The 23,539-nt window shown below is 72.7% G+C and carries 24 protein-coding genes, 2 tRNA genes, 1 other RNA gene and 1 pseudogene; 18 read left to right on the forward strand and 10 right to left on the reverse strand.

From position 1 onward, the window contains the following. Positions 1-271: 271 nt before the first annotated feature. From purD to ffs, 3 genes are all read right to left on the reverse strand, one after another. On the reverse strand, positions 272-1,525 hold the full coding sequence (gene purD / locus ACWFQ8_RS08605) for a phosphoribosylamine--glycine ligase (RefSeq protein WP_453785451.1): 1,254 nt from the start codon (positions 1,523-1,525) through the stop codon (positions 272-274). Positions 1,526-1,585: 60 nt separating this feature from the next. Continuing rightward, positions 1,586-3,820, reverse strand: coding sequence for a DNA polymerase III subunit gamma and tau (locus ACWFQ8_RS08610; RefSeq protein ID WP_453785452.1), 2,235 nt, complete (start codon positions 3,818-3,820; stop codon positions 1,586-1,588). Positions 3,821-3,886: 66 nt separating this feature from the next. After that, positions 3,887-3,985, reverse strand: an RNA gene (ffs, locus tag ACWFQ8_RS08615) — signal recognition particle sRNA small type. Between the two features lie 152 nt (positions 3,986-4,137). Here ffs and ACWFQ8_RS08620 point away from each other — a divergent pair. Both ACWFQ8_RS08620 and ACWFQ8_RS08625 read left to right on the forward strand, forming a co-directional pair. Beyond that, positions 4,138-4,225 (forward strand) — tRNA-Ser (locus ACWFQ8_RS08620). 131 nt (positions 4,226-4,356) lie between these two features. Next, entirely contained in the window at positions 4,357-5,250 is an 894-nt protein-coding gene (locus ACWFQ8_RS08625; protein WP_453785453.1) for a phosphorothioated DNA-binding restriction endonuclease, read from the forward strand. Between the two features lie 56 nt (positions 5,251-5,306). On the opposite strand, the gene ACWFQ8_RS08630 is transcribed toward ACWFQ8_RS08625, so the two are convergent. Both ACWFQ8_RS08630 and ACWFQ8_RS08635 read right to left on the reverse strand, forming a co-directional pair. After that, the gene (locus tag ACWFQ8_RS08630; protein ID WP_453785454.1) at positions 5,307-5,825 is read right to left on the reverse strand and encodes a hypothetical protein; all 519 of its coding nucleotides are present in this window, start codon (positions 5,823-5,825) and stop codon (positions 5,307-5,309) included. Positions 5,826-6,148: 323 nt separating this feature from the next. Beyond that, positions 6,149-6,961: a VOC family protein gene (locus ACWFQ8_RS08635; RefSeq protein WP_453785455.1), complete on the reverse strand. Its 813-nt coding sequence runs from the start codon at positions 6,959-6,961 to the stop codon at positions 6,149-6,151. Positions 6,962-7,091: 130 nt separating this feature from the next. On the opposite strand from ACWFQ8_RS08635, the gene ACWFQ8_RS08640 reads away from it, so the two are divergent. Continuing rightward, positions 7,092-7,736 carry an HhH-GPD-type base excision DNA repair protein gene (locus ACWFQ8_RS08640; RefSeq protein WP_453785456.1) on the forward strand — a complete coding sequence of 215 codons (645 nt, stop codon included), beginning with the start codon at positions 7,092-7,094 and terminating at the stop codon, positions 7,734-7,736. Positions 7,737-7,799: 63 nt separating this feature from the next. Then, a complete protein-coding gene (locus tag ACWFQ8_RS08645; protein WP_453785457.1) occupies positions 7,800-8,273 on the forward strand; it encodes a cupin domain-containing protein in 474 nt (157 codons plus the stop codon). Here the strand turns inward: ACWFQ8_RS08645 and opcA are convergent. Further along, on the reverse strand, positions 8,222-9,154 hold the full coding sequence (gene opcA / locus ACWFQ8_RS08650; protein WP_453785458.1) for a glucose-6-phosphate dehydrogenase assembly protein OpcA: 933 nt from the start codon (positions 9,152-9,154) through the stop codon (positions 8,222-8,224). The genes ACWFQ8_RS08645 and opcA overlap by 52 nt on opposite strands. A 136-nt stretch (positions 9,155-9,290) precedes the next feature. Further along, positions 9,291-10,952 carry a helicase HerA-like domain-containing protein gene (locus ACWFQ8_RS08655; RefSeq protein ID WP_453785459.1) on the reverse strand — a complete coding sequence of 554 codons (1,662 nt, stop codon included), beginning with the start codon at positions 10,950-10,952 and terminating at the stop codon, positions 9,291-9,293. An 88-nt stretch (positions 10,953-11,040) separates the two neighbouring features. On the opposite strand from ACWFQ8_RS08655, the gene ACWFQ8_RS08660 reads away from it, so the two are divergent. Then, positions 11,041-11,337, forward strand: coding sequence for a type II toxin-antitoxin system VapB family antitoxin (locus ACWFQ8_RS08660; RefSeq protein ID WP_384544094.1), 297 nt, complete (start codon positions 11,041-11,043; stop codon positions 11,335-11,337). Between the two features lie 311 nt (positions 11,338-11,648). Then, positions 11,649-12,311: a LytR C-terminal domain-containing protein gene (locus ACWFQ8_RS08665; protein ID WP_453785460.1), complete on the forward strand. Its 663-nt coding sequence runs from the start codon at positions 11,649-11,651 to the stop codon at positions 12,309-12,311. Positions 12,312-12,440: 129 nt separating this feature from the next. Here ACWFQ8_RS08665 and upp read toward each other — a convergent pair whose 3' ends face one another. Beyond that, a complete protein-coding gene (upp, locus tag ACWFQ8_RS08670) occupies positions 12,441-13,076 on the reverse strand; it encodes a uracil phosphoribosyltransferase (RefSeq protein ID WP_031141526.1) in 636 nt (211 codons plus the stop codon). Between the two features lie 191 nt (positions 13,077-13,267). On the opposite strand from upp, the gene ACWFQ8_RS08675 reads away from it, so the two are divergent. The 10 genes from ACWFQ8_RS08675 (at position 13,268) to ACWFQ8_RS08720 (ending at position 20,422) form a co-directional block, all read left to right on the forward strand. Next, complete coding sequence (locus ACWFQ8_RS08675; RefSeq protein WP_453785461.1) at positions 13,268-14,260, forward strand: universal stress protein; 993 nt, start codon at positions 13,268-13,270, stop codon at positions 14,258-14,260. A 106-nt stretch (positions 14,261-14,366) separates the two neighbouring features. After that, positions 14,367-14,552, forward strand: a complete 186-nt coding sequence (locus tag ACWFQ8_RS08680; protein WP_453785462.1) for a hypothetical protein — start codon at positions 14,367-14,369, stop codon at positions 14,550-14,552. A gap of 486 nt (positions 14,553-15,038) precedes the next feature. Then, positions 15,039-15,590: a tRNA adenosine deaminase-associated protein gene (locus tag ACWFQ8_RS08685; protein ID WP_453785463.1), complete on the forward strand. Its 552-nt coding sequence runs from the start codon at positions 15,039-15,041 to the stop codon at positions 15,588-15,590. Between the two features lie 50 nt (positions 15,591-15,640). Further along, the gene (gene tadA, locus ACWFQ8_RS08690; protein WP_453785663.1) at positions 15,641-16,150 is read left to right on the forward strand and encodes a tRNA adenosine(34) deaminase TadA; all 510 of its coding nucleotides are present in this window, start codon (positions 15,641-15,643) and stop codon (positions 16,148-16,150) included. Between the two features lie 112 nt (positions 16,151-16,262). After that, positions 16,263-16,349 (forward strand) — tRNA-Ser (locus ACWFQ8_RS08695). Positions 16,350-16,514: 165 nt separating this feature from the next. Beyond that, positions 16,515-16,802: a hypothetical protein gene (locus tag ACWFQ8_RS08700; protein ID WP_453785464.1), complete on the forward strand. Its 288-nt coding sequence runs from the start codon at positions 16,515-16,517 to the stop codon at positions 16,800-16,802. A 347-nt stretch (positions 16,803-17,149) separates the two neighbouring features. Next, positions 17,150-17,311: a hypothetical protein gene (locus tag ACWFQ8_RS08705; protein WP_453785465.1), complete on the forward strand. Its 162-nt coding sequence runs from the start codon at positions 17,150-17,152 to the stop codon at positions 17,309-17,311. Between the two features lie 378 nt (positions 17,312-17,689). Continuing rightward, a complete protein-coding gene (locus ACWFQ8_RS08710) occupies positions 17,690-18,505 on the forward strand; it encodes an RNA polymerase sigma factor SigF (RefSeq protein WP_453785664.1) in 816 nt (271 codons plus the stop codon). A gap of 219 nt (positions 18,506-18,724) precedes the next feature. Beyond that, complete coding sequence (locus tag ACWFQ8_RS08715) at positions 18,725-19,573, forward strand: RNA polymerase sigma factor SigF (RefSeq protein ID WP_453785466.1); 849 nt, start codon at positions 18,725-18,727, stop codon at positions 19,571-19,573. A 60-nt stretch (positions 19,574-19,633) separates the two neighbouring features. After that, the gene (locus ACWFQ8_RS08720; protein ID WP_453785467.1) at positions 19,634-20,422 is read left to right on the forward strand and encodes a hypothetical protein; all 789 of its coding nucleotides are present in this window, start codon (positions 19,634-19,636) and stop codon (positions 20,420-20,422) included. Positions 20,423-20,473: 51 nt separating this feature from the next. Here the strand turns inward: ACWFQ8_RS08720 and ACWFQ8_RS08725 are convergent, their stop codons facing one another. Then, entirely contained in the window at positions 20,474-20,710 is a 237-nt protein-coding gene (locus tag ACWFQ8_RS08725; RefSeq protein WP_453785468.1) for a hypothetical protein, read from the reverse strand. 103 nt (positions 20,711-20,813) lie between these two features. Here ACWFQ8_RS08725 and ACWFQ8_RS08730 point away from each other — a divergent pair, with 103 nt between their 5' ends. Together ACWFQ8_RS08730 and ACWFQ8_RS08735 are read left to right on the forward strand one after the other, a co-directional pair. Beyond that, complete coding sequence (locus tag ACWFQ8_RS08730; RefSeq protein WP_453785665.1) at positions 20,814-21,290, forward strand: MarR family winged helix-turn-helix transcriptional regulator; 477 nt, start codon at positions 20,814-20,816, stop codon at positions 21,288-21,290. A 15-nt stretch (positions 21,291-21,305) separates the two neighbouring features. Further along, the gene (locus ACWFQ8_RS08735) at positions 21,306-22,982 is read left to right on the forward strand and encodes an MDR family MFS transporter (protein ID WP_453785469.1); all 1,677 of its coding nucleotides are present in this window, start codon (positions 21,306-21,308) and stop codon (positions 22,980-22,982) included. A gap of 157 nt (positions 22,983-23,139) precedes the next feature. Here the strand turns inward: ACWFQ8_RS08735 and ACWFQ8_RS08740 are convergent. After that, positions 23,140-23,446: pseudogene (locus ACWFQ8_RS08740) on the reverse strand (TetR/AcrR family transcriptional regulator); the annotation flags it as partial. Positions 23,447-23,539: the final 93 nt, after the last annotated feature.

Raw genomic sequence — 23,539 nt, forward strand, 5'->3', positions numbered from 1 at the left:
CGGCGGCTTTGCTCACTCCCCCACTGTGACACCCGCCACTGACATCGCAATGCCGGTGGGCCAAGTGCCGGAATGCTTGCGCCGCACCCTAGTTGGGGCACGCCCGGACGTCAGGCGGACCGGGCGACGATCACCCGATGGAATGGCTTTGGGTAAAGGTGGGTGCGTTCGAACGCGGCCGGATGCACTCGCCCGCCCCCGCGCCCGGACACGCCCGCGGGCCCGGGCGCACCTCGTGCGCACCGGGCCCGCGGACCTGCCGAACCGCGTTTCAGCGCCCCTCGGCCGCCTTCGCCGCGATGTCCGTGCGGTGCTGGGAGCCGTCGAGGCGGATGCGCGCGACCGCCTTGTACGCCCTCGCGCGGGCCTGCGCCAGATCGGAACCGGTCGCCGTCACCGACAGCACGCGGCCCCCAGCGCTGACGACGGCGTCGCCCTCGCGCCGCGTCCCCGCGTGCAGGACGTACGCGTCGGGCGCGTCCTCGGCGGCGATTTCGGCCAGGCCCTCGATCGGGTCCCCGGTGCGCGGGGTCTCGGGGTAGTTGTGCGAGGCGATGACCACGGTGACGGCCGCGTCCTCGCGCCAGCTGAGCGGCGGCAGGGCGTCCAGGGTGCCGTTGGCGGCGTTCAGCAGCACGCCCGCGAGCGGGGTGCGCAGCCGGGCCAGGACCACCTGGGTCTCCGGGTCGCCGAAGCGGGCGTTGAATTCGATGACCCGGGTACCGCGGCCAGTGATCGCGAGGCCGGCGTAGAGCAGACCGGAGAACGGGGTGCCCCGGTGGCGGAGTTCGTCGACGGTCGGCTGGAGCACCAGCTCCATGACCTCGTCGACCAGCTTCGGGTCGGCCCACGGGAGCGGGGAGTACGCGCCCATGCCGCCGGTGTTGGGGCCCTCGTCGCCGTCCAGGGCCCGCTTGAAGTCCTGGGCGGGCTGGAGCGGCAGCACGGTGACGCCGTCGGTGATGGCGAAGAGGGACACCTCGGGGCCGTCGAGGTACTCCTCGATGACCACGCGGTCGCAGCCGAGCGCGTGGGCGCGGGCGGCGGCCCGGTCCTCGGTGACCACGACGCCCTTGCCGGCGGCGAGGCCGTCGTCCTTGACCACGTACGGGGCACCGAAGGCGTCGAGGGCGGCGTCCACCTCTTCCGGGGTGGCACAGACGTAGCTGCGCGCGGTCGGGACCCCGGCCGCGGCCATCACGTCCTTGGCGAAGGCCTTGGAGCCTTCGAGCTGCGCCGCCTCGGCGGACGGGCCGAAGACGGGGATGCCGGCCGCGCGGACGGCATCGGCGACACCCGCGACGAGCGGGGCCTCCGGGCCGACGACGACCAGGCCGGCGCCGAGTGAGGTGGCGAGGGCCGCGACGGCCCCGCCGTCGAGGGGGTCGACCGGCCGGAGCTCCGCCACCTCGGCGATACCGGCGTTGCCGGGAGCGCAGTACAGCGCGGAGACGTCGGGGTCGAGGGACAGAGAGCGGCACAGGGCGTGTTCGCGGGCGCCGCCGCCGATGACGAGGACCTTCACGCTGCTCAGCCTAGCCCGCGCCGCGGGAACGCCTTCGTGCGGCCACCCAACTACCGGCGCCTACTCATTCGTATATTCCTCCACAACCGTGGCACCGAGCTCGCGCACGATGAGTTCGTGTCCGGTCAGGGCGCTGTCGACCAGGTCGGGATCGTCCTCCTGCGGCACGTCGTCCTCGGGCGCGACCGGCGGGGGCGCCTGCTGTACGGGAGGCTGCGGGGCGGGAGCCGACTGCTGGGACTGCTGCGACTGGTACTGCGGGGCGGGCGCCGGGGGCGGCGGGTTGTGGGCGGGCGCGGGCGGGGCCGCGTACGAGGAGTGCTGGAGCGGGGCCGGCGCGCCGCTCCCGCCACCGATCACGGCGTCGATCTTCCAGTTGACCTGGAACTGCTCGGCCAGGACCGCCTTCAACACGTCCTCGCTGCCGCTGCTCGCGAAGTTGTCGCGCGCGCCGACGTTGGGGAAGCCGAGCTGGAGGGTGGTGCCGTCGAAGCCCGTGACCTGGGCGTTCTGGCTGAGCAGGATCCAGGTGAAGCGGCGGCGGTTCTTGACCGCCTCCAGGACCGCGGGCCACATCGCCTGCACCTGCCCGGCGCCCGCGGCCATGCCCGGCGAGGGCGCGGCCGGGGCGGCGGCGGGCGGAGCCGAGGCGGGGGCGGGCGCCGGGGCGGCGGACGCCGGGACGCCCTGGCCGGGCGCCGTAGCGCTGGGCCAGGCGCCGGCGGCCGGACCGGCGGGGGCCGGTGCGGGGGCTGCGGCGGCGGGGGGTGCGGTTGACGCGGCGGCGGCACCGGGCAGGGCGCCCGCGGCCCCGCCGCCGGGCTGGGCGGCTCCGGGCCAGGCGCCGGGTGCCGGGGACTGTGCGGCGGGCGGGGTCTGGGGGGCCTGGGGGGCGGGCTGCGCGGCGGGCGGAGCGGTTCGGGCGGCGGGCTCGGCCGCCACGGGAGCGGCGGCCGGAGCGGCCGGCTCCGGCACCGCGGCCCGGACCGGCTGCGGGGCGGCCTCCGGCTCGGGAGCCCGTACGGCCGCGCGCGCGGCGGCCATGCCCCCGCCCGGGCCGGCGGGCGCCATGCCGTGCGCCTCCGGACCGGGTACGTACCCCATGACCGGCGCGGCGGCCGGGGCCCGCCCCGCCACCCCGCTCCGCTCCAGCCGGTCGAGCCGGGCCTGGAAGGACCGTTCGTCGTCGAAGGCGGCCGGCAGCAGCACGCGGGCGCAGATCAGCTCCAGCTGCAACCTCGGCGAGGTCGCGCCCCGCATCTCGGTGAGCCCGGTGTTGACCAGGTCGGCGGCGCGCGACAGCTCGGCGGCCCCGAACACGGACGCCTGGGCCTGCATCCGCTCCACGACGTCGGCGGGGGCGTCGATCAGCCCCTTCTCCCCGGCGTCGGGCACGGCGGCCAGGATGACCAGGTCCCGCAGCCGCTCCAACAGGTCGGCCACGAAGCGGCGGGGGTCGTTGCCGCCCTCGACCACGCGGTCGACGATCTCGAAGGCGGCGGCGCCGTCCCCGGCGGCGAAGGCGTCGACGACGGAGTCGAGCAGCGAGCCGTCGGTGTAGCCGAGCAGCGAGGTGGCCATGGCATACGTCACACCGTCGTCGGCGGCGCCGGCGAGCAGCTGGTCCATGACGGACATGGAGTCACGCACGGAGCCGGCCCCGGCGCGCACGACGAGCGGCAGCACGCCGTCCTCCACCCTGGCGCCCTCGCGGCCGCAGACCTCGCCGAGGTACTCGCGCAGGGTGCCGGGCGGCACCAGCCGGAAGGGGTAGTGGTGGGTGCGGGAGCGGATGGTGCCGATCACCTTCTCCGGCTCCGTGGTGGCGAAGATGAACTTGAGGTGCTCCGGCGGCTCCTCGACCACCTTCAGCAGGGCGTTGAAGCCCGCCGAGGTGACCATGTGGGCCTCGTCGATGATGTAGATCTTGTAGCGGCTGGAGGCCGGCCCGAAGAAGGCCTTCTCCCGCAGGTCACGGGCGTCGTCCACACCACCGTGCGAGGCGGCGTCGATCTCGATGACGTCGATCGAGCCCGGCCCGTTCCTGGCCAGGTCGCGGCAGGACTGGCACTCGCCGCAGGGCGTCGGAGTGGGACCCTGCTCACAGTTCAGGCAGCGGGCCAGGATGCGCGCGCTGGTGGTCTTCCCGCATCCGCGCGGCCCGCTGAACAGGTACGCGTGATTGACCCGGTTGTTGCGCAGGGCCTGCATCAGCGGGGCAGTGACATGCTCCTGCCCGATGACCTCGGCGAACGACTCGGGGCGGTAGCGGCGGTACAGCGCAAGGGACGACACGTATACGAGGTTATCCGGGCCCACCGACATCAGCGGCCCGCCGGCGCCCGCGGGCCCCGGCCCGGAACGCAAAGCGCCCCCCACGCACCCGCCAGAGCCCACTTACCCTTGCTGCCTTCCGGCCCTGGGGGAGTTGGGTGAGATAGCGCCACGTGAGGGGCTGGCCCCACCCTAGCGGATGGAAGCCCCCGGAATCGAACCGGACCCCCACCCCACCTCCAGGGGACCCCCTCCCGCGGACCGCCCGGACCCCGACCTGGGCACCGCCCGACGATCACGTTCGCGAGCACCCCTCAACGTCTTGTATTGTTTGCGGCGGAGGATTCGCCTAGTGGCCTAGGGCGCACGCTTGGAAAGCGTGTTGGGGGCAACCCCTCACGAGTTCGAATCTCGTATCCTCCGCCAGTGCCTCACCGGGCACTTGAAGGCCCCGACCGGGAAACCGGCCGGGGCCTTCTGCGTTCCGTGGTCCTGCGTTCCAGCGCCTTCGCATGTACGGATCCGTGTTCGACGGGGCGCCACTACGATCACCGGTCATGGACTGGCTGGAGCGCACCGCGAAGCTGAGGCAGTGGACGAGGAGCGGGACGCGCGCTCCGCACAAGCCGCTGCTGTTCCTCTACGCACTCAGCCGGTTCCAGCAGGATGCCCACGGCGAGCTGCGGTACAGCGCCGTGGAGGAAGACCTGAAGCGGCTGCTGTCCGAGTACGGTCCGCCCCACAAGACCACCCCCGCGTACCCGTTCCACCACCTGGTGAGCGATGAAGTGTGGGAAGTGCGCACCGACAGCGGACGGGGCAGCCCGGGCAGCGGAGTGCGGGAACTGCGGGCATCGGGAGCAGCGGGGCGGCTGGCGCCGGAATTGCGAGCGGCGCTGCGGCGGGAGCCGTCGCTGCTCGGCCGGATGGCGCGGACACTGCTCGACCTGAACTTCCCTCCCTCACTCCACGACGAACTCTGCGGAGCCGTCGGCCTGGAACTGGAGCCGGCAGAGACCGGGCAGGTCTCGACGGTGCGGAGGCAGCGTGACCGGCGCATGCGGGAGCTGGTACTCGCGGCGTACGAGTACCAGTGCGCCTTCTGCGGCTACGACGGCAGGCTCGGCGCGGTGGCGGTCGGGCTGGAGGCCGCCCACGTGCGGTGGTGGGCGTTCGGGGGCCCTGACGTCGTCGACAACGGGCTGTGCCTCTGCTCGCTGCACCACAGGCTCTTCGACAAGGGCGTCCTCGGCGTCGGCGACGGACACCGCATTCTGGTCTCGCAGCGCTTCGTCGGGCGCGGCCCCGCCGCCCGCGAATACGTCACGGCGCTCGCCGGCCGACCGCTCATCGGCCCGCAAGCGGGCGTCCACCCCGTCGCGGCGACCCACCGCTCCTGGCACACCAGCCAGGTCTTCCACGGCTCCCCACGCCCCGCCACCACCGCCTGACCCGCGATGGCCCGCCGCATTCCCCGTCTTCCGGTCCGCCCGTCTTCCGGTCCGGGTCAGTGCCCGATGGCTGCCTTCGCCACCACGATGAGCAGCACGAACACCAGGTTGACCACACCCTCGATGATCGCCTGGGTACGGGACGCACCCGCGTTCAGGGCCCCGAACAGGGCCCAGGAGAACTGCTGCGCTCCCGCGACCGACAGGGCGAGCCACGCCGCGCCGCTCGGCCCCAGCCCGAGGAGTGGGCTCACCACCAGGGCCGCCGCCGGCAGCACGGCCGCCTCGATGATGGGCAACTCGCTCCGTCCGGCCCGTCGGACCTCGGCCCATCCGACGGGCCTGCCGACCAGTCGTTCGCCGGCGAGGCTCGCGTAGACATGGGCCGCCCAGAAGACAACGCCGGTCACCAGGAGCATCACGATGAGCTCGACCCGCGGGAAGTCACCGACCGAACCGGCCGTGGCGATCACCGAAGCCGCGAGGAGCGACCCGTAGACGGCTCCCGCGTGGTCGGACCGCGATGCCGTCTGCGTGTGGTCGGATCGGCGGGGCCATCGGAGAAGGCGGTGCACCCGCCCAACATATCGACCGCGTCCCGCCCTCGGCCGCACCACACGCGGATGTGCGCTTCCCCTGCCGACCCGGTCCTGCGGCGACTGCTCCGGCGCCGGCCGGCCGGCCGTCGGCTGATCGATTCTGCGGTGAACACGATCCGGCATTCGGGTGATCGTCGCCGCCGGACTCTGGCGGGACCCCGGCCGGGGCCGGGGACACTGTCCCTCGTACGCCCGTCGCAGGCCCGTACCGCTCGTCGTGCACCGCTGCGCCGTGGCGCCCCGCACCCCCGTGCCCCTGCCGTGAACCACCGGCAGGGGCACGGGCACGTCCTGCGGGCTCAGCCGAATCGCGGCATCTCCCCGACCGTCGTCGTCAGGTCGATCACCGCGAAGGCCGCCCCCTGCGGGTCCGTCACCCCCGCGAAGCGTCCGAACGGGCTGTCCATCGGGCCGATGTGCAGCTTCCCGCCGTGCTTGCGCGTCTTCGCGACCGCCTCGTCGCAGTCCGGGACGGCGAAGTAGACCTGGATGTACGACGGCACCTCGGGCGGGAAGTCGTCGCCCATCTTCATCCGGCCGAGCACCGGATTCTCCCCGCCTCCCAGGGTGAAGACCTTGAAGTCCATGTCGGCGGCCGCGGGGTCGTCGCCCGCGTCCATCTGCTGGGTGCCGTACGGGAAGACCTCCGCCAGGAACGCGTCCGGCTTGTCCGGCTCCCTGCTGAAGACCTCGGCCCAGGCGTACGCCCCGGACTCGCCCATCTTCTCGAAGCCCTTGTGGTCACCCGGCTGCCAGACCCCGAAGACCGCGCCGCCGGGCTCCTTGCCGAGCAGCATCGAACCGAAGCTGCCGACCTGCATCGGCCCCATGAGCAGCTCGCCGCCGGCCGCCTCGATCTTCTCCGCGGTGGCCGTCACGTCGGACGAGGCGAAGTACAGGCACCACTGGGAGGGCGCGTCGACCCCCGGCATCGGCGGGACGACGGCCGCGACGGCCTTGCCGTCCGAGTAGGCCTGCGTGTAGTTGCCGTACTCGCTGCTCTCCTCGCCGAAGGTCCAACCCAGCACGTCCGCGTAGAACGTCTTGGCGCCCTCCACGTCGGTGAACATCGCGTCCACCCAGCACGGGGCGCCTTCCGAGAACTCAGCCATGATCGATCGACTCCTGTGTCGTTGTCGTGTGCGCATGCCTGTTCCAGCCGTACCTCCTCACGCTAGGCGCGGCCTCTGACAACCGCGCGCCAACCGCGCGCGCGGGGCACCCCCGGGGGACGCTGGAGGCATGGACGACAAGACCGGCGTCACCATCAGGCTGGCGCAGCAGCCGGAAGCGGACGCCCTTCTCGGCAGGAGCCCGCTCGCGGCGCTCGTGGGCATGCTGCTGGACCAGCAGGTGCCGATGGAGTGGGCGTTCTCGGGGCCCTGGACGATCGCCCGGCGGCTCGGTGGCGACGACCTGGACGCGCACGCCGTCGCCGCCTACGACCCGGAGGCCTTCGCCGCCCTGCTCTCCGAGAAGCCGGCGGTGCACCGCTACCCGGGCTCGATGGCGAAGCGGGTGCAGCAGCTGTGCGCGTACCTGGTGGAGCACTACGACGGGGACGCCGCGGCGGTCTGGGCGGACGCGCGGACGGGGGCGGAACTGCTCGAACGGCTCAAGGCGCTGCCGGGCTTCGGGGAGCAGAAGGCGCAGATCTTCCTCGCGTTGCTGGGCAAGCGGTTCGGAGTGCGCCCGAAAGGCTGGCGGGAGGCCGCGGGCGGGTACGGGCCGGCGAACGTCTACCGCTCGGCGGCGGACATCACCGGCCCGGAGTCCCTGGCCAAGGTGCGGGCGCACAAGCAGGAGATGAAGGCCGCCGCCAAGGTGGCGAAGGCGGCGAAGGCGGGCGGCGAAGGCCCGGAGGCGGCGGGAGGCGATCGGAATTGACCGGCCCGGCAGCCTGTGGATTGGCCCCTGTGACCGGTCGGTCCCGGTCGTAGATTGGGGGACATGAACGAGATCGCGACCCGCGCCGCCACCGCCGAAGCCATCCAGGACGCCCCGGGCAGCCTCATCACGCTGCTCACGGACACCCCCGAACTCACCTGCAACACCGCCACCTTCGACGCGGGCGCGGCCGGCGCCCCGGTGCACTTCCACACCAGGGCGACCGAGTTCTTCCACGTCACCGCCGGGCTGCTCGACGTACTGGTCGGCGACGAGATCCACACCCTCGGCGCCGGTGACTTCATCGCCGTCCCGCCGGGCGTCAAGCACGCCTTCGCCCCCGCCGCCGGGCACACCGCCTCCGTCTTCGTCGGCTTCACCCCCGGCATGGACCGCTTCGACTACTACCGGCTACTGGGCCGGGTCAACGCGGGCGAGGCCACCGTGCAGGACATCAAGGACAGCTCGGCGACCTACGACAACCACTACGCGCAGAGCCCCGTCTGGAGCGGCCGCCGCCGCAGCGCGGAGCCGTAGACCACGTCCGCGTCCAGACGGCGCAGTTCCTCCGCGATCAGCTCGGCGCCACTGCGGATCTTCAACGCCACCCTGCGGTCGGGGCTGCCCGGCAGGCTCAGGGTCGCCAGCGCGCCCCGGGGCCGGTCCACCCGGACCTCCCCGCCCGGGCTCCGCAGACCGACCCGGGTGATCACGGGGCCTTCGCTCGCCACCCGGTCGACCCGGACCCCCAGCCGATCCTCCAGCCAGCGCGCCAGCAACTCGGCGCTCGCGTTGTCCGGTTCGCTCTCGACCGCCGCACCCGTCACGGCCAGCGGATTCTGGTCCAGCGCGGCGGCCAGCAGGGCCCGCCACGGCGTCAGCCGGGTCCAGGCCAGGTCGGTGTCGCCGGGCCGGTAGGCGGCGGCCCGCTCGGCGAGCACGCCGATCGGGTCGACGGCCGCCGCCGCGTCCGTGATCCGGCGCTGCGCGAGCGCGCCGATCGGGTCCCCGGCCACGTCGGCGGGGGCCTCGCCCGGCCACCAGGCCACCACGGGCGCGTCGGGCACGAGGAGCGGCAGGACCACCGAGCCCGCCTGATCGGCCAACGCGCCGTGCAGGCGCAGCAGTACGGTCTCGCCGGTACCGGCGTCCGTGCCGACCCGCAGCTCGGCGTCCAGCCGGCTCACCCGGCGCCGGTGCGGGCCGCGCGCGGTCCGCTTGATCACCGCGAGGATGCGGCACGGGTGCTCGCGCGCCGCCTCGGAGGCCGCCCGTACTGCGTCGTAGGCGTTCTCCTCGTCGGTGACGACGACGAGGGTCAGGACCAGCCCCATGGTGGGGCTGCCTATGGCCCGGCGGGCTGCGAGCAGGGCCCGGTCGACCTTGCTGGACGTGGTGTCGGTGAGTTCGGTCCGCATGCGGCGAGTCTGTCAGCGCCAACCCGGCGGCCGGCATTCCGGTTCGGCCGCAACGCCTCGCCCGGAACGCCTCGGGCCGGGCGTACGGGCCGAGGCGTACGGGGCGTACGGGCCGAGGCGTACGAGGCGTACGGGGTCACCTGCGCTTGCGCGCCGTCCCGAAGATCGACCGGGAGATCTCGCGGCCCACCTGCGTACCGATCGACCGGGCCAGCGAGCGGAACAGTCCGCTGCCCGCCACCTGTTCGGCCAGTGAGGGATCCCGTGCGGGCGCGCCGCGCGCCGCCTTCGCCGCCTCCCCGGACTGCTTCCGCGCCACCTTCTCGGCCTTCTCGACCGCTTCGGCAGCCGCGGCCGCCTCCGCCGCCGCCTCGGCGGCGGCCTGCTCGGCGCTGATCCTCTCGTACGCCGACTCGCGGTCTACGGGCTCCGCGTAGCGCGAGTAGAGCGGCGAGGCCTTCACCGCCCGCTCCAGCGCGGTCGGCTCGATCGGGCCCATCAGCGACCGCGGGGCGCGCAGCCGGGTCGCCGCGACCGGGGTCGGGGCGCCCTTCTCGCCGAGGACGGTGATCACGGCCTCGCCGGTGCCCAGCCCGGTGAGCAACTCCTCCAGGTCGTAGGCGGAGTGCGGGAAGGTCCTGACCGTCGACCGCAGTGCCTTCGCGTCGTCGGGGGTGAAGGCGCGCAGCGCGTGCTGCACGCGGTTGCCGAGCTGGGCGAGCACGTCACCCGGCACGTCCTTGGGGGTCTGCGTGACGAAGAAGACGCCGATGCCCTTGGAGCGGATCAACCGGACCGTCTGGGTGATGGAGTCGAGGAAGGCCTTGGAGGCGCCGTTGAAGAGCAGGTGGGCCTCGTCGAAGAAGAAGACGAGCTTGGGCTGCTCCAGGTCGCCCACCTCCGGCAGGTCGTGGAAGAGGTCCGCCAGCAGCCACATCAGGAAGGTGGAGAAGAGCTGCGGCTTGTCCTGGACCGCCGGGAGTTCCAGTACGGAGACGAGCCCGCGGCCGTCGGGAGCCGTACGCAGGAACTCGCCCGTGTCGAACTCCGGCTCCCCGAAGAAGTCCGCCGCGCCCTGCTGCTCGAAGGCGGTCAGCGCCCGCAGGATCACCCCGGCCGTCACCGTGGAGAGCCCGCCGACGCCCTTGAGCTCGGCTCTCCCCCGGTCGGAGACGAGGAAGGCGACCACCGCCCGGAGGTCCTTGAGGTCGATCAGCTCCAGGCCCTTGGCGTCGGCGTAGTGGAAGATCAGGCCGAGGGACTGCTCCTGCGTCCGGTTGAGCTGGAGCACCTTCGACAGCAGCACCGGGCCGAAACTCGTCACGGTCGACCGGATCGGGATGCCGGGGCCGATCCCGCCGAGCGAGTAGAACTCACTGGGGCAGCCGGTGGCCTCCCAGCGCTGGGCCACCTCGGCGGCGCGTTCCACGACCTTGGGGCCGGCGGCGCCGGGCGCCGAGATCCCCGAGACGTCGCCCTTGATGTCGGCGAGGAAGACCGGGACGCCGTGGGCCGACAGCTGCTCGGCGATGAGCTGCAGGGTCTTGGTCTTTCCGGTGCCGGTGGCGCCCGCCACCAGGCCGTGGCGGTTGAGCACGGACAGCGGGATGCGGATCTGGCGGTCGGGCAGGCACGCGCCGTCCCACAGGAGGGCACCCAGGTCGAGCGCGGGACCGGTGAAGGCGTAACCGGCGGCGATCTCGGACGCCTCGGGGCTCGCGGAGGGTCCGGAGGTCGCGGAGGGTCCGGAGGTCGCCACAGGGACGTCGGTATCGGCGGGGTCGGTGCTCTCGCTCATGGATCACTCCCGAATTAGCGCTGTCTGCCACTTTTGCACCACCGGCGCACGGCTGCGCCCGCAGGCACCGGCCCGGTAGGCTTTCCGTGTGATCTTCAAGCGCATCGGTAGCGGGCGGCCTTACCCCGACCACGGCCGCGAAAGCACGCGGCAGTGGGCGGACGTCGCGCCACGCCCGGTCCGGCTCGACCAGCTGGTGACGACCAAGGGACAGCTGGACCTCGAAACGCTGCTCGCCGAGGACTCCACCTTCTACGGCGACCTCTTCGCCCATGTCGTCAAGTGGCGGGGCGACCTCTACCTGGAGGACGGGCTGCACCGCGCCGTGCGGGCGGCCCTCCAGCAGCGCCAGGTGCTGCACGCGCGCGTCCTCGAAATGGACTGACGCGCGCCGACACCGGGCCCCGGAGCGGGCCGCCGTGCCGAGCCCAAGCGGGCCGCCACGAGGTCGACTCGCGGCCCGCTTGGGCTCGGCACGGGCCGGCGCGGGGTCCGCCGTCGCCGCGCCATCGCGCTGACGTGCGGAAACACGCTTCGGCCGGGCGCCGACGGCCGAGGACGTCCACCGCGGCGCGGCTGCGGGCTGCGCCGGAGGCCGCTTCCCCTTTCGTGGCGTATTGCGCCTTTCGGGTCACCATTGACCTATCAGCAGATCATTTAGTAGGCATCGCCCCCGACCGGCACTACGCTGCGCCCATGAGCATGCTCACTCCCCCCGGCATGGGCGGAAAGTACCGCGTCACGGGAGCTGCCTACCCCCGCATGAGCCGTAAGCGGAGCCGCCGTCGGATCGTCTTCGCCGTGCTCGGCTCGGTCCTCGCGCTCGCCCTCCTCGGCTACGGGGCTCTGCAGCTCATCGATGTGTTCCGCGGCGACAGCCCCAAACGGACCACGGCGGCCGGCGCCAAGGACTGTCCGACACCAGCCGCGAACGCCGCGGTCAAGGGCGGCCCCGCCGCTGCCTCGACCCCGCCCAAACCGGCCGTCGTGCTGCCCAAACCCGGCGACATCACGGTCAACGTCTACAACGCGACCCCGCGCGCGGGCCTCGCCAAGGCGGTCGGCGACGAGCTGCGCAACCGCGGCTTCCTCATCGGCAACGTCGGCAACGCCCCGGCCGACTTCGACAAGAAGGTCCCCGGCACCGGGATACTGCTGGGCTCCCCCGCGACCGACAAGGCGGCCTTCTCCGTCCTCGGCACCCAGCTCCCCGGCACCGCCCAGCAGACCGACACCCGCGAGGGCGCGGACATCGACCTGATCCTGGGTGACGCCTTCAAGGAGCTGAGCACCAAGGAGGACGCCGACAAGGCGTTGGCCCTCCTGGCCAACCCCGTGCCCGCGCCCGCGACCTGCTGACCCCGCCCCACTGAACCGGCCGGACCGCGTGCGCGGTCCGGCCGTATCCCCCGACGTGTCCTGTTCGGCGGAGCCGACGTGTCCTGTTCGGCGGAGCCGACGTGTCCTGTTCGGCGGAGCCGACGTGCCCTACTCGGCGGAGCCGTACATGCGGTCGCCCGCGTCGCCCAGCCCCGGCACGATGTAGCCGTGCTCGTTGAGCCGCTCGTCCACGGCGGCCGTCACGACCGTCACCGGCGTGCCCGCGAGCTCGCGCTCCATGATCTCGACGCCCTCGGGCGCGGCGAGCAGCACCACGGCGGTGACGTCGTCGGCGCCGCGCTTGATCAGCTCGCGGATCGCCGCGACGAGCGTGCCGCCGGTGGCCAGCATCGGGTCGACCACGTAGACCTGCCGCCCGGAGAGGTCCTCCGGCATGCGCGTCGCGTACGTGGACGCTTCCAAGGTCTCCTCGTTGCGGACCATGCCCAGGAAGCCCACCTCGGCGGTCGGCAGCAGCCGGACCATGCCGTCGAGCATGCCGAGGCCGGCCCGCAGGATCGGCACCACGAGCGGGCGCGGGTGCGAGAGCTTCACGCCGGTGGTCGGGCCGACGGGGGTCTCGATGTCGGCCTGCTCGGTGCGCACGTCGCGGGTGGCCTCGTACGCGAGGAGGGTCACCAGCTCGTCCGCGAGTCGGCGGAAGGTGGGCGAGTCGGTGCGCTTGTCACGCAGCGTGGTGAGTTTGTGCGCCACCAAGGGGTGATCGACGACCTGCAAACGCACAACTTCCTCCAAGACTCAGCTGCAGGGCTTCGACCTGCGACCTGCGACCCCGCTACCTGCAAAAACGGCCGCGGGACGCGACCGTCACCCAAAAGGCTACGCGCTGTCGCGGCCGCTTCGCGTCCCGAGCCGCGCCACGCCCCTGACGGCCTGCGGATGCGCCCCTCCCGGACCCCCAGCACGCTGGACTGGTGAGCAACACACCGGTCATAGCCGCCGTCGACGGATCCGAACACAGCCTCAGGGCCCTGGAGTGGGCACGGTCCGCGGCCCGCCGGCACGGCGCGTCCCTGCTGATCGTCCATGTCCTACCCGACCACGCCCAGTTGTACGCGGGGCGTCGGGCCTCACTGCACGACCCCGCGCAGCCGGAGCGGTTCGCGGACCCGGTCGAAGAGTGGATCCGGGCCCTGTTGGGAGGTGGCTCGGAGCTGCCGGACGGGGTCCGGTACGAGGCGCTGGAGGGCTCCGTGCCCGAGGCGCTGCGGGTGATCGGGTCCGGGGCCCGCATGCTGGTGATGGGCTCGCGGGGGCGCGGCGGGTTCGCCACCCTGCTGCTGGGGTCGAGCAGCCGGGCGGTGGCCACGACCGCACCGTGCCCGGTGGTGGTGGTCCCGCACGCGGAGCGGAGCGCGGAGGCCGCCGATGCCTCCTCGGACGCGGGCGGCGGCGAGGGGGCCGGCGGCGGTTCTCCCGGTGTCGGGCCTTCGGCCGGGCGGGTGGTGCTGGGGCTGCACGCGGCGGAGACGCCCGAGGACGTACTGGGGTTCGCCTTCACGGAGGCGGCCGCCCGGGGGACCACCGTCCAGGTGGTCTCCGCGTACGCCGTGCCGCCCTCGCCGACCCTGGTGATCGACAGCCCCTTCGCGGTGATCGCGCCGGAAGGGCTGGCGGACGAAGGGGACGGCGTACCGGCGGAGCGGGAGATGCTGCGCGCCCAGACGGAGCGCCTGGGGCCGTACCGGGAGCGGTTCCCGGACGTGCCGGTCGAGCAGGCCGCCGTACCCGGGGACGCGGCGGGGCGCCTCGTCGACGCCTCCCACTCCGCGGCGCTGGTCGTCGTCGGCCGGCACCACCCGCGCCGCCGGCCCAGGTCGCTGTGGATGGGCTCGGTCGCGAACGCCGTCCTCCAGCACGCCCGGGGTCCGGTGGCGGTCGTCCCCGCCCTCACGGACGATGCCTGACCTGCGCGGGGGTGGCATCAATCGCACCGTACGGGGGAAGGTGGTTGCGGGGGGTCTGCTTCGCGCCGGCGAAGGAGGAAGACCGGATCAGCCGGGGTGGTGGCGGATGCCCGACACGCAGCCGAGCGAAGAGTACGAGACGCCGGAGACGGCGGCGCAGCGCCGAGCGCGGCGCGCGCAGTTCTTGCGCGAGCTGAACGAGGCGCGCGAGCTGCGGGAGCGGGTCCAGCCCCGCCGCGCCCGTGCGGCCCGCATGCGCCAGCAGATGCGGATGCGCACCTTCCGCTGGTAGCCGGCGCCGCCCGCCGCCGCGTCCCGGGCAGGAACCGCCGAGCCGCGCCCGGCCGTACGCATGCCCGTGCGCCCGCGCCGCCGCCGCGCCGGGGGCGGCGCGCACCCGGACCCGTACCGCCCGCGCGGCGCGGCCGGCAGGGCGCCCGGTGGCGACACGGCCGAGCGGGAGTCGCCCGGAACCCGGGCTGCGCGGCCCGGCGCGCCCGGGGAGCGCCGGGTGCCCGCGGGCCCCGCGGAGGGCGGCCCGGGCAAGCCCCGCCAGGGATCCGGCCCCGGCACGGCACCGCCGCCCCACGGCCCCCGCCCGTGCCGCACGGCACGCGGCACGGCGCGACGCAAGCGCGGAAGACCTCTCGCAAAGCCGCCGTTTCTGCCACGATGCCGATTGGGCGGGGCACGGACGGCGAGCACACGGCCGCTTTGCCCCGGCCTCCGGCCGGGGGGACCTCCAACCGGCACGCCTAAGACCAGTGGGAGAGTCACGGTGTACTTCGCCGCACTGCTCGCGCGCACCGAAGACGGGTGGGAAGCGAGCGACATGGAACTCGACGACGTCGAGTCCCTCAGTGATCTGATCGATCTCGCCCGTTCCGCCGCTGTCGACGACGACACGGTGGTCGCCCTCATCGAGCAGGAGGACGCCTGGTTCGGCGTCGTCCGCGTGGACGGCGAGGAGGACCCTCGGTACTTCGTATCGAACGCCTCCGCGGCCGCCCGCAGCTCCTACGGCTCGATGCTGACCAAAGAGCTGCTGGGCAACGACGAGGAGGACGACGACGAACTCGACGAACTCGACCTCGACGGCACCGAGGACGGCGAGGAGGAGAGCGTCGCCGCCTTCACCGACGAGGACGACGACGTGGCCGGGACGGGCGGGACGGGCGCGGAACCGGTGCCTGCCGGTCCGCTCGGTGACCCCCGGCTGCTGGACGACCTCGGGGTGACCCACAAGGAACTGATGGCCCTCGACGGAGACGCCCTCTCGGAGATCGCCGACTCGCTCGGCGCCACCGAGGTACTGGAGGCCGTCCGCTAGTGACCGGCCCGCAAGTGACCCCTACCACCGACCCGTACGGCACGAACGGCATGCACGACGACACGAACGGCACGCAGGACACGCACGACTCGCACGACCCCGATCCCGTACGGGACCCGTGGCGGGCCTCCATGCGCCTGGCGCTCCAGGAGGCCGCCCGGGCGGTGCCGGCCGGCGACGTGCCGGTCGGCGCCGTCGTGCTCGGTCCGGACGGGGAACTCCTCGCCACCGGACACAACGAGCGCGAGGCGACCGGCGACCCCACGGCGCACGCCGAGGTGGTGGCGCTGCGCCGGGCGGCCGCCCGGCTCGGGGAATGGCGGCTCCCGGGGTGCACCCTCGTGGTCACCCTGGAGCCGTGCGTGATGTGCGCCGGCGCGCTCGTGCAGTCGCGGGTGGCCCGGGTCGTCTACGGCGCGGACGACGAGAAGGCGGGTGCTGCCGGGTCCTTGTGGGACCTCGTACGGGACCGCAGGCTCAACCACCGGCCCGAGGTGGTCCGCGGGGTACTCGCCGAGGAGTGCGCGCGGCAACTGACCGGCTTCTTCCGCACCCTCTGAGCCCGCCGGCGGCGGGCTCAGACCGGCGTGCGACCGGCGTGCGACCGACGTCCGACCGCTCCGCCGGATACGGATTTCAACACACAGGGCACCTTGGGCTAAGCTCTCTCTCGGTAGCGTGTCCGAGCGGCCGAAGGAGCACGCCTCGAAAGCGTGTGATGGTGCAAGCTATCCGTGGGTTCAAATCCCACCGCTACCGCTCTGATCGAGAGCCCCGCCCCGCAAGGGTCGGGGCTCTCGGCGTATGTCCGGTGCCCGGTGGCGCGTACCTCCGGCGGCCGCGGCCGGCCCCCGGCGGCCCCGCGGACGCGTCTTTCCCGAGGATTCCCGCGTGACCGCCCGTCGCTTCGGCCGTTGTCACGGCATGACCAAGACCCAGCGCATGCTCGCCGCCATCGCCCTCGCGGGGGCCGCCGCGGGCCTCGCCGCACCCGCCGCCTCCGCCGCCGAGCTCGCCCCCATCACCCTCCCGGACCTGCCGACGGCGGCTCCGGGCATGCCGGCGGGGGCCACTCCCGGCTCCGTCCAGGAGATCGGCGCCAAGCTCAACGAACTGAACCAGCTCAACCAGCTGATGGACCTGCCCAACCAGCTGTCGCCCGTGATCGACCCCGTACAGCCCGTCCTCGGCCTGGCCGGCGGCCTGGAGTAGCAGCGAAGTGAAGGTCCCGACCGAGGTCGGGACCTTCCACGTGGGGGACGGGGAAGTGGCACCGTGGGACAAGCCACTTCCCCCGACGAGGACAGACCTGCCGGTCCGAGCCGCCGTCAGGGGAAGCTCGCGGCCCGGACCCCGCAGTGAAGTCCCGTCCCTCACCCGCCGACTTCCTGCCAGAACCGGTGGGCTCACATCCGTTCTGCGCCCTGCCCGCCACCGTCCCGGCGGCAAAGGACCCGGACCGCCGGGTCATTGGTCCTGGAAGGGCAGGTGAGTGTCCAAACCTGACCGGTTAGACTCACCCGACTTTGCAGGACCGGTTGGGGAGGCCGACACCGCTCATGGACACCAAGAAGCTCGCCGTGGGTGCGCTCGTCGTCTTCGTGCTCTTCGTGATCATCACCCAACCGGTCAAAGCCGCCGACTTCGTACAAATAGGCTTCCAAGGGATCTCGGATGCCGCGTCCGGGATCGGCGAGTTCATGACCGAACTGGTGAACTGACCCCGTACGCTGAAGCGGCTTCCGGACTTCCCGGCCCCCCACTCCGACGGGTGGGGGGCTTTTTGCGTACCCACCGCTGGTCGCGATATCCCGATATGCCCAACTTGCCGTCAACACGGCGTTATCCGGTGCTTGCGTAGAGTGCACATCTCTTGTGATGCTATGACCGCTTTTGACGGATAAATTGACCGAAGGGGTGGCGTGACCGTGCCGGCCAGTACTGCGCCTCAGGTGCCACCCCAGCAGGACCCCCAGGTGCCGCTCCAGCAGGAGTCCCGGCAGGGACCCCGGCACGAGACCCAGCAGGAGGCCCGTCAGGAGCAGGCCGAGGAGCCTCCGGCCGCACTGATCGCGCCGACCGCACCGCCCTCGGCGACCGTGCCCGTCGCGCCGCTCACGCCGACCGCGCCCGTCGCACCGAGGCCGCCGAGCCGGGGTGCGGACACCCGGGCGCTCACCCAGGTCCTCTTCGGGCAGCTGAAGGGGCTGCAACCGGGCACCAGCGAGCACAACCGGGTGCGCGGAGCCCTGATCGAGGCCAACCTCCCGCTCGTCCGGTACGCGGCGGCCCGCTTCCGCAGCCGCAACGAGCCGATGGAGGACGTGATCCAGGTCGGCACCATCGGCCTGATCAACGCCATCGATCGCTTCGATCCGGAGCGCGGCGTGCAGTTCCCCACCTTCGCGATGCCGACCGTCGTGGGCGAGATCAAGCGGTACTTCCGCGACAACGTCCGTACCGTCCACGTGCCGCGCCGCCTGCACGAGCTGTGGGTGCAGGTCAACGCCGCCACCGAGGACCTCACGACCCTCCACGGCCGTACGCCGACCACCTCCGAGATCGCCGAGCGGCTGCGCATCACCGAGGACGAGGTGCTGTCCTGCATCGAAGCCGGGCGGAGCTACCACGCGACCTCTCTGGAGGCCGCCCAGGAGGGCGACGGCATGCCCGGCCTGCTGGACCGGCTCGGGTACGAGGACCCCGAGCTGGCCGGGGTCGAGCACCGCGACCTCGTGCGCCATCTCCTCGTACAACTGCCCGAGCGCGAACAGCGGATCCTGCTCCTGCGGTACTACAACAACCTGACGCAGTCCCAGATCAGCGCCGAGCTGGGAGTGTCCCAGATGCACGTCTCCCGCCTCCTCGCCCGGAGCTTCGCCCGGCTGCGATCCGCAAACAGGATCGAGGCGTAACCGGAACGAGTGGAGATCATCCGCATGTTTCCCGACAGATCGGACTCGCCCCTTCTGTCGCTGGAGATATATGTCGACTTGGCGCTACAGCGTGTTGCCGACATGTGACATTCTGCTGGAACCGCGTTTGCCGCAGCTCCGCCTCCGGTATTCAGGTGGAGGCTGCGTTCCTCCGACGGGCGCGCCGTACGCGACCGTCCGCGACCTCAAGGGGGTGGCATGTCCGTAGACCAGGGCAGCTCCAAGGTGCTCACGCTCGTCAAGAGCACGACGCCGGCAGCTCCGCCGGCGCCTGACCGCTCGGAAGCCATCGACACCCGCACCCTCTCCCGCTCCCTCTTCCAGCGGCTCGCCGCCCTGGACGCGGACAGCCCGGACCGGGTGTACGTACGCGACACCCTGATCGAGCTGAACCTGCCCCTGGTGCGGTACGCCGCCGCCCGGTTCCGCAGCCGCAACGAGCCGATGGAGGACATCGTCCAGGTCGGCACCATCGGCCTGATCAAGGCGATCGACCGGTTCGACTGCGAACGCGGCGTGGAGTTCCCGACGTTCGCGATGCCGACCGTCGTGGGCGAGATCAAACGATTCTTTCGGGACACTTCCTGGTCCGTGCGCGTCCCGCGCCGCCTCCAGGAGCTGCGCCTCGCGCTGACGAAGGCCAGCGACGAGCTCGCCCAGAAGCTGGACCGCTCGCCGACCGTGCCGGAGCTCGCCGCCGTGCTCGGAGTGTCCGAGGAGGACGTCGTCGACGGCCTCGCCGTGGGCAACGCCTACACCGCCTCCTCGCTCGACTCGCCCTCCCCCGAGGACGAGGGCGGCGAGGGTTCGCTCGCGGACCGGCTCGGCTACGAGGACACCGCGCTCGAAGGCGTCGAATACCGGGAGTCCCTCAAGCCGCTGCTCGCCAAGCTCCCGCCCCGGGAGCGGCAGATCATCATGCTGCGGTTCTTCGCGAACATGACGCAGTCGCAGATCGGCGAGGAGGTCGGCATCTCCCAGATGCACGTCTCCCGGCTCCTCACCCGGACCCTCGCGCAGCTGCGCGTGGGCCTCATCGGCGAGTGAACCGACCCCGCCCGGCCGGGCGGGGTTCACAATTAACGGAGCGTCAGGAACACTGGCGCGATGCGAACGGGATTCCGCACGCCCGCACTCCTCGTCCTGTGCTGCACGGCGGCCGCAGGCCTCACCGGCTGCGGCGGGCCGGCGCGGGACGGATACGTCGCCGTGGGCCCCGCGGCCCCGGGCCCCGAACGGGGCGCGGGGGACAACGTGGCGCCGCGGGGGCCGGTGGAGTTCCAGCGGCTCGGCGGCCCGTCGGCGGCGGGCGGCTCCCCGGAGTCGGCCGGTAGGCCCGCGGGCACCTCGGCGGACGCGTCGACCGGCACCCGCAGCGGTACGTCGGCAAGTGCCCCGGGGGCTCAGCAGCCGCTGGGCGGCAGCGGCGGCGGAACGCCAGCCGGCGCCGGGCCCGGGCGCACCGCGGCACCCGGCACGCCCTCGGCACCGGGCTCGTCGGCGGGCGCCGGTACGCCGCAGAGCCCGCCGGGCACTCCCGGCTCGCCGACGGACCCGGGCACCCGCCCCGGCACGACGCCTCCGGCCACCGCGGCGCGGCTGACGCTGTCCGCCCCGGTCAGGGCGGCCGCGGCCGACCGCTGGTGCGAGCGGGTCACGGTCACCTTCGTCAACGCCGGTACGATCGCCGCCCGTTCGGGGACGATCAGCTTCGCGACGCACATCATCGGCGCGCTCGGCGTCGACTGGGCGACGATCACCACCGCCCAGCCACTGCCCGCACCGATCGCGGGCGGGGCCTCGAAGACGCAGACCTACACGGTGTGCGTGGATTCCTGGCGGGTTCCGCTCGGCATGCGGGTCGAGACGCGGAAGGTCACCGCCACCTGGAGCTGAGCCGGGATGGCGGGACCGAGCGCGTGCTCCGATGCTCGGGCCGGCGCGGGCTCAGCGCAGGACCACCCAGAGCGCCGCGCCGAGACAGAGCGCGAGCGCGACGACCAGCCCCACCCGGACGGCCTGGTTCGAACCGCCCTCCTTCTGCTCCGCGCGGCGCTGCTGCCGGGCTCCCGGCCCCGCCTGCCTGGCCGGAGCGGCCTCCTCGACGAACGCCCGGAACATCTGAGTGCTGCCCGCGGGGTCGTAGTTTCCCTCGGGGCCCTGTGAGTTGTTGTTCGCAGCCATGGAGCAGGACCCTAGCGGGTTTTCCGATTCCTTTACCGCCCCGCCCCTGCGATTCATTTGCGTGTAGCAACCATCCGCTTCTATGGTTGCTCTAAGCAACAAGATGAGGGGCTGCCCGGTGACCACTCCCACCACAGAGCACACGGCCGCGGCGGGCGCCGACACCCGGTACCGCGAGCTGGCCCGCCAGCTCACCGGGATCGGCGCGGTCAAGCGTGAACTGGCCCGCAGCCTGCCCCCGCACTGCCCGGCCGGCGCCGCGGCCGTCCTCACCGTCCTCGACCGGCACGGCGAGATGCGGCTGAGCCGACTGGCCGAGTTCATGGCGGTCGACATCTCGGTGACCAGCCGGCACGTGGCGCACGTGGCCGACCGGGGGTGGATCGCGCGTGAGCCCGACCCGGGCGACGGCCGCTGCCGGATCCTGCGGCTCACCCCCGCGGGCCGGGACCTGCTCACCGAGCTCGGCGCCCGGTACACGGGCGCGCTGGAGAGATCACTGGCCGACTGGTCGGCCGAGGACGTCGACGTACTCAACACCCTGCTGGCTCGACTCCGATCGAGCTTCTCGTACCTCTAGTACCTAAGGAACCACATGGCTACGACCACACCCACCGGCGTGCGGGGAGGCGACGGCCGGTCGGAGACGACGTCCGACAGCACGTCCATGACCCACCCGCAGATCATGAAGGCGCTGTCCGGGCTGATGCTCGGCATGTTCGTGGCGATCCTGTCCTCCACGATCGTCTCCAACGCCCTGCCCCAGATCATCAGCGACCTGGGCGGTACGCAGTCCTCTTACACCTGGGTGGTGACGGCGGCCCTGCTGTCCATGACGGCGGCGACCCCGCTGTGGGGCAAGCTGTCCGACCTCCTCAGCAAGAAGCTGCTGGTCCAGATATCCCTGGTGATCTACGTCCTCGGCTCCGTGGTCGCGGGCATGTCCCAGAACACGAGCATGCTCATCGCCTGCCGCGTGGTGCAGGGCATCGGCGTCGGCGGCCTGTCCGCCCTGGCCCAGATCGTGATGGCCGCGATGATCTCCCCGCGCGAGCGCGGCCGGTACAGCGGCTACCTCGGCGCGGTCTTCGCCGTCGCCACCGTCGGCGGCCCGCTGCTGGGCGGGGTCATCACCGACACCTCGTGGCTGGGCTGGCGCTGGTGCTTCTACGTGGGCGTACCCTTCGCGATCATCGCGCTGATCGTGCTCCAGAAGACGCTGCGGCTCCCGGTGGTGCGCCGTGACGTCAAGGTCGACTGGCTCGGCGCCCTCCTGATCAGCGGCTCCGTCTCGCTGCTGCTGATCTGGGTGACCCAGGCCGGCGACTCCTACGCCTGGATCTCCTGGCAGACCTGGGCCATGACCGGCGGCGCGGTGGCGCTCGGCCTGCTGTTCGTCCTCGTCGAGTCCCGCGCGAGCGACCCGATCATCCCGCTGCGGCTCTTCCGGAACAAGACCATCACGCTCGCCTCGGCGGCCTCGCTGTTCGTGGGCATCGCGATGTTCTCCGGCACCGTGTTCTTCAGCCAGTTCTTCCAACTGGCGCGCAACGAGTCCCCGACGATGTCCGGGGTCCTCACGATTCCGATGATCGCCGGGCTCTTCGTCTCCTCCACCCTTTCCGGCCAGGTGATCACCAAGACCGGCAAGTGGAAGGCCTGGCTCGTCTCCGGCGGCGTGCTCCTGACGGCGGGTATCGGTCTGCTCGGCACCCTGCGGTACGACACCCCGTACTGGCACATCGCCGTCTACATGGCGCTCACCGGCCTCGGGCTCGGCATGATGATGCAGAACCTCGTCCTCGCGACCCAGAACCAGGTCGCTCCCGAGGACCTGGGCGCGGCGAGCTCGGTCGTCACCTTCTTCCGCTCGCTGGGCGGCGCGATGGGCGTTTCCGCGCTGGGCGCGGTGATGGCCACCCGGGTCACGCACTACGTGCAGGACGGGCTCGCCGCACTGGGGCCGAAGGCGGCGGCCATGGGCCACGGCGCAACCGGCGGGGGCGCGATCCCCGACCTCGACAAGCTGCCCGCGCCGCTGCGCGAGGTGGTCGAGTCCGCGTACGGGCACGGTGTCGGCGACGTGTTCCTCTACGCGGCCCCGTTCGCGCTGCTCGCTCTGGTGCTGGTGCTGTTCATCAAGGAGGTCGCCCTGAAGTCCGACCCGGCCGCTCCGGCCTCCCCGGCGGCCTCGTCCGCCGCGCCGGTGGACCTCCCGGCGGCGGCGGAGCGCGCGACCACGACCCCCGCCGGAACGGCCGCCAAGGCCTGACGCGCTGCCGGTCCACGACCGGCGCACGGGGCCGAGGCCGCTCCTCCGCAGAAGGCGGGCGCTCCAGAAGGCCGCTCCCTCCTCAGGGGGCGGCCTTCGGCTGGATCCCGGCGACCAGGACATCGAGCGCGAGGCAGAAGTCGCCGTCCGGCACCTGCCGGTGGCCGCGCGCCAGCGAGCGCAGCCGCGCGGGCCAGTCGTGCGTCGCCCGGAGGTCGGGAGGGCGAGCTCGCCCAGGGCCCTGTCCAGGGCGAGTTCGAGCAGATCGTGCTTGGTGTCCACGTACCAGTACAGGGACATCGTGGTGACCCCGAGCCCGGCGGCGAGCCGCCGCATCGAGAACCGGGCCGGCCCCTCCGCGTCGAGCAGCGCCACGGCGGCGCCGGTGATCCGTTCCCGGTCGAGGCCGGAAGGGGCCCCCGCCGGCGCCCGGCACGGGCGGTGGTCCTCGCGGCCGTCCACACACTGGTCCGGATCCCAGGCGTCGGCCGCGGTCACCATGGAGGGACCCTCCTCACGAAAGGTGGATCAGCCCGGAATGCCCGGTCCGCCCCCTT

This window comes from Streptomyces sp. NPDC055254, from assembly GCF_053606025.1.